The sequence below is a fragment of the Rhodococcus mengyinensis genome (genome assembly GCF_048381435.1).
Classification (GTDB): Bacteria; Actinomycetota; Actinomycetes; order Mycobacteriales; family Mycobacteriaceae; genus Rhodococcus_F; species Rhodococcus_F opacus_D.
The window spans coordinates 1-4,622 of the sequence record NZ_JBLWIT010000150.1; the positions used below are offsets into that span (position 1 = coordinate 1).

5 protein-coding genes and 1 pseudogene are annotated in these 4,622 nt (G+C 65.4%); 3 read left to right on the top strand and 3 right to left on the bottom strand.

Features of this window, described 5'->3' with window-relative positions; genetic code table 11:
• The 3 genes from ACNJ7E_RS39775 to ACNJ7E_RS39785 all read left to right on the top strand — a co-directional run.
• On the top strand, positions 1-554 hold a 554-nt coding region (locus ACNJ7E_RS39775; protein WP_418339986.1), incomplete at its 5' end, for a hypothetical protein.
• Complete coding sequence (locus ACNJ7E_RS39780; protein WP_418342428.1) at positions 554-1,210, top strand: RES family NAD+ phosphorylase; 657 nt, start codon at positions 554-556, stop codon at positions 1,208-1,210. The genes ACNJ7E_RS39775 and ACNJ7E_RS39780, both read left to right, overlap by 1 nt.
• A gap of 268 nt (positions 1,211-1,478) precedes the next feature.
• Positions 1,479-1,721 carry a hypothetical protein gene (locus ACNJ7E_RS39785; protein ID WP_418342430.1) on the top strand — a complete coding sequence of 81 codons (243 nt, stop codon included), beginning with the start codon at positions 1,479-1,481 and terminating at the stop codon, positions 1,719-1,721.
• A gap of 4 nt (positions 1,722-1,725) precedes the next feature.
• Here the strand turns inward: ACNJ7E_RS39785 and ACNJ7E_RS39790 are convergent.
• The 3 genes and pseudogenes from ACNJ7E_RS39790 to ACNJ7E_RS39800 form a co-directional block, all read right to left on the bottom strand.
• A pseudogene (locus ACNJ7E_RS39790) lies at positions 1,726-2,322 on the bottom strand (alpha/beta fold hydrolase); the annotation flags it as partial.
• Positions 2,323-2,849: 527 nt separating this feature from the next.
• Positions 2,850-3,350: an MFS transporter gene (locus ACNJ7E_RS39795; RefSeq protein WP_418342429.1), complete on the bottom strand. Its 501-nt coding sequence runs from the start codon at positions 3,348-3,350 to the stop codon at positions 2,850-2,852.
• Between the two features lie 57 nt (positions 3,351-3,407).
• Positions 3,408-4,552 (bottom strand): IS3 family transposase gene (locus ACNJ7E_RS39800; RefSeq protein WP_317762045.1). Its coding sequence is split into 2 segments (ribosomal slippage): positions 3,408-4,273 and positions 4,273-4,552, totalling 1,146 coding nucleotides; the frame shifts between segments, so codons are not numbered across the junction.
• Positions 4,553-4,622: the final 70 nt, after the last annotated feature.

Consider the following 4,622-nt stretch of genomic DNA (forward strand, 5'->3'; position numbering starts at 1 on the left):
CCGAACTGATCGACGTCGTCGCCTCCGAACTCGCCGCCCGCCCCGAGATGCACCTGGTCCGCAACCAGGTCACCGCGCTGCTGGCGATGGCACCGACCCTGACCGACCGCACCCAGGCCGCCCGGATCGGCGCCGACCTCGTCGACGACGCCATCGCCCAAGCCGAGATCGAGCAAGCCGCCCGCCGGCACATCCTCGACCACGCGATGCTCACCGCCGGCCAGGTCGCCGCCGTCCTACGCCGGCCCGCAGCCGATCGCACCGTCGCCTCGAGGCTTCGCACCACCGGCAAGGTCGTGGCCCTGCCCGTCGGCAACAGCTACCGGTACCCGGCATTCCAGTTCGACGAGGCCACCGCCTCGGTCCGCGACACCGTCGCCGCGATCAACACCACGCTCGGCGCCGACGCCGACCCGTGGGGTGTGGCGTCGTGGTGGCTGACCCCCTCCACCCGCCTACCCGAGGGGCAGACCCCCGCCGACCTCGCCGCCGACCCGGACCCCGCAGCCGGTCGGGAACTCGAGCGGCTCGCCGCCGCGGTGCTGCCCGACTGATGCCGAACATCGAACCACCGGCCGCAGGGTTACTCCGGCCGGCACACCGCACCGTGCTCACCGCCGGAACCATGGTGTGGCGGGTGCACAGCAGCCACCGCGCCCCACACGCCCCCAACCCCACCGCGCAACCGGACGAACTCGCCGGCGGCAGGTTCGACTCCCTCGACGGCAGCTACGCCTACCTCTACATCGCCGACAGCCCCGACGGTGCGATCGCCGAAACCATCTGCCGGGACCTCCCCTTGGACCCCACCATCGCCCGGATCGTGCCTGCCTCCGCCGTGATCGGCCGCACCCTGACCGCCCTCACCGTCACCCGCACCCTCACCGTCGCCGCACTCCACGGCCCACACCTCTCGTCGGTCGGACAGGACCTCTGGCTCACCAAATGCGAAGCCCGGCACTACGTCACCACAAGGCGGTGGGCCCACGCCATCCGCGCCGCCGACCCCGACATCGACGGACTCGCCTACCGGCCCCGGCTCAACGAAGACACCCTCGCCTGGATCCTCACCACCGACCCCGCGATCACACCCCACCCCGACCTGACCCTCGACCCCACCACCACACCCCTGCCCCTCGACCACGGCCCCGGCCGCGACCTCGTCGCCGGCATCATCGCCGACCACAGCGCCATCCTCTCCCCCACCTGAGCCTCAGCAGCGAGCGACAAACGACACCGACGGTGACGCATTGGGGTGACGGGCTAGCCGCTACCGTTGAATATCTTTACCTCACACGCTATTTCAAACAACTACGGCCGCCGAGGAGATGCTCGAGACTTCCCGTAGGCCTCGAGCACAGGGCTGCGGGAGGCAGTCGGTCGGACGGCCACAGGTTGCTGAGCGAATCCCACCACCGATACCACTGACACAGATTCAGATCCGAACTGAGCTCTGGCCGTTACGTTCGAGGGCCTCGATGGCTTCAGTTACGCAATGCGACAACGTCTTCGTCGAGAAATCCCTTCAGTCCACCACTGAAGACATCATTGTCGTCACCGGCGACCATATGGCCGGCCCCGGTGACGTCGATCAGCTTGGCGGTCGGGAACAGCTCGAGAAGCTCCTTGCGCCTTCCTCGCTGACCACTTTCGACTCCTTGCCACGCACCAGCATCGTGGGAACCGTGACCGCGGCCGCGGCCTTCCGTGCGCGTTCGTAGCGCACGATCGAATCCGCCTGACGAGTCGGTTCGTCGCCCTGGCGCAGGAACGCCGGATCCCAATGCCAGAACCAGCGGCCATCACGCAGACGCAGGTTCTACGCAACCCGTCCGGGTTGGGCTTACGCACCCGGTTCGGGGTATACGCCGCGATCGCCGCCGCAGCCTCGTCGAGGCTCGCAAAACCCTCGAGGCCACTGCGCATGAACGCCATGATCTCCGCGGTGCCGCTGGTCTCGACCTTCGGTGCGATATCGACCAAGACCAGACCGCGAGCGAGATCCGGGTTCTCCCCCTGCCCGATCAGCGACGTCATCCCGCCCATCGAGGCACCGACGAGTACCGGCTTCTCCCCCAACTCCGAAACGACCGACGTCAGGTCGGCGCCCAGTGCATCGATGCCGTAGTCCCCGTCCGGCGCCCACTGACTGTCCCCATGCCCGCGTGCGTCCACGGCGATCGCGGACCAGCCGTCCGCCGCCAGGCTGCGGCCGGTGTTACGCCAGGAATGCCGCGTCTGCCCGCCGCCGTGCAGCAACAGCACCACGCCTTTCCTGTCGACACCCGATCCACCGGTCGACAGCGAGCGTGACCCCGGCACCGCGGGGTTCGGACTGTGTGACTACGGGATCCATAAAGTTCCTCACCAACATTATCGAATTGAGCGTTTCTCTTCATGTTGCACCATGAGGTGAACAATGATTCACCCGCACTCCTCGTTACATGACGCATCAACATAGGTTTGGTCTGTTTCGGCCGACTGTCGCCGGTGTCTCCCGAGGTAGCCGGCCCCCGGTCGATGGGACCGACTCGCCAGATCAATCTCGCGTTCCCCAAGCCGGTGCTCACCGCGAGCTCTTCCTAAGGGAGCGGCGCAACCGGCGGCCGGGTCGCCGCCTTCGAGACGGTGTCAGTGCGGCAGGTGATCGAAGTGGGTGCAGGATTGTTGGCCAAAGCAATCGATGACGGCATGGCGTTATAGCGCTACAACGCCATGCCGTCACGGCCACTCGCGGGAAACGTCGACGCGTCCTCTCGTGGTTCGCCGGGTGGCACAATCGGCTTTGTTCAAGAGGTCTGGTTCAGGTGCCGCGTCAACGCTGCCGACTGCCTACGATGTCGTCAACGTCAAGTGCCCGAAGCGCTTGGCTGCGTGTTTGGGATCCTTTGCTGATGTTTGCCCTCGTCGGCGGTCATGGTGATTTCCTCGAGGCTGCGGCCCCGGGTGCGTTCGCCGAATTTGCCCATGATGAGACCTGCGAGCACAACCACACTTGCGAGGTAGAGGAATACCGCCGTGAATCCCAACTGCGACAGGAGCGCTGCAACGAGGAACGTCGTGGCGAATACTGCAAGGCGTCCGACACCGTTGCCGACGCCGGCGCCGAACCCGCGGAGGCTGGTAGGGAAGATCTCGGGCAGATACGTGTAGACGCAGGGCACGGAGGCTTGAAGCAGCAGCGTGATCAGGAGCCCGCTGGCTACCATCACCGTGTCGCTGTCGGTGAAACCGAAGACCAGCATGAGCATCCCGACCATCGAATACAGCACGAGTACGGCAGTTCGTCGTTCGACGCGGTCGATGAACAACAGGGCGAGCAGGGCGCCGGGCACAGTCGCGAGGGACATCACGGAGGAATAGGTCGGGACTGCCCCCACCCTGGTTGACACACGGGGTGTGCAGTTTCAGGCCGCGTGTGCGGTCTGATGGAGCGTCTCATATTCGACGGGTGTCAGTCGACCGAGACCGCGTTGCCGGCGACGCCGGTGGTAGGTCTTCTCGATCCACTCGACGATCGCCAACCGTAGTTCCTCACGGCTGCTCCAGCGGCGACGGTCGAGGACATTGCGTTGCAGCAACGCGAAGAACGATTCCATCGCGGCATTGTCACCACATGCCCCCACCTTCCCCATTGATCCTTGTAAACCATTGCAGGTCAGCAATTCTACGAAGATCCCGGAACGGAACTGGCTGCCGCGATCGGAATGTACGACGGTGCCGTCCGGGTTGCGGAGCGCAATGGCATTTCGCAGCGCCGAACATGCCAGGTCCGCGGTCATCCGGTCGGCGATCGAATAGCCGACGATCCGGGTGGAGAAGCAGTCCTTGATCGCGCAGAGGTAGAGCTTGCCCTCATCGGTCCAGTGCTCGGTGATGTCGGTCAACCACAACCGGTCGGGCTGCTGGGCGCTGAACTGCCGCCTGACGAGGTCGTCATGGACCGGTGGCCCGGAGCGACGATGAAGTCCTCGCTTCTTGGCGAACACCGAGAAGATCCGCTGCTGCGAACACAGCCGGTGGACGCGGTTCTCGCCGGCGACGATGCCGTGGGTGGGTAGTTCGTCGGCGATGAACCGGTATCCGAACTCCGGATCGCCGGCGTGGATATCGAGTGCGGCGTTGATCAGATGGGCATCGTCCCAGTCCCGTCGGGACACGGGATCGGTGTTCCACTTGTAGAACGCTTGCCGGGAGAATCCCAGCACCCGGCAGGTCACCGCGACGGCGATACCGTCGGCGGCAAGTTCACGGACCAGCGGGAACATCATTTTGGGTTGACGTCCCTCGATAGGTAGGCCACCGCCCGGCGCATCACCTCCGCTTCCTGTTCGAGCAGCCGGATACGTTTGCGGGCCTCGCGGAGCTCGTCGGATTCGTCTCGTGTGAGGCCCGGTCGGGTGCCGTCCTCGATGTCGGCCTTGCGCAGCCAGTTCTTCAGGCAAGTCTCGGAGATCCCGAAATCTTTCGCGATCTGCTCCAGCGGGGCTTCGCGTTTGCGGGCCACGGCGACGACGTCGCGGCGGAACTCTTCCGGGTACGGCTTTGGCATGTCGATCATCCTTCCACCGTGAGGGCAGATCCCTCACAGGTCAGGTGTCAACCAGAGCCGGGGCAGTCCC

Bases quoted from the DNA above. Each gene is read 5' to 3' on its own strand.
- ACNJ7E_RS39780 (WP_418342428.1), top strand. From the start codon at position 554: ATGCCGAACATCGAACCACCGGCCGCAGGGTTACTCCGGCCGGCACAC.
- ACNJ7E_RS39785 (WP_418342430.1), top strand. From the start codon at position 1,479: ATGGCTTCAGTTACGCAATGCGACAACGTCTTCGTCGAGAAATCCCTT.
- ACNJ7E_RS39795 (WP_418342429.1), bottom strand. From the start codon at position 3,350: ATGTCCCTCGCGACTGTGCCCGGCGCCCTGCTCGCCCTGTTGTTCATC.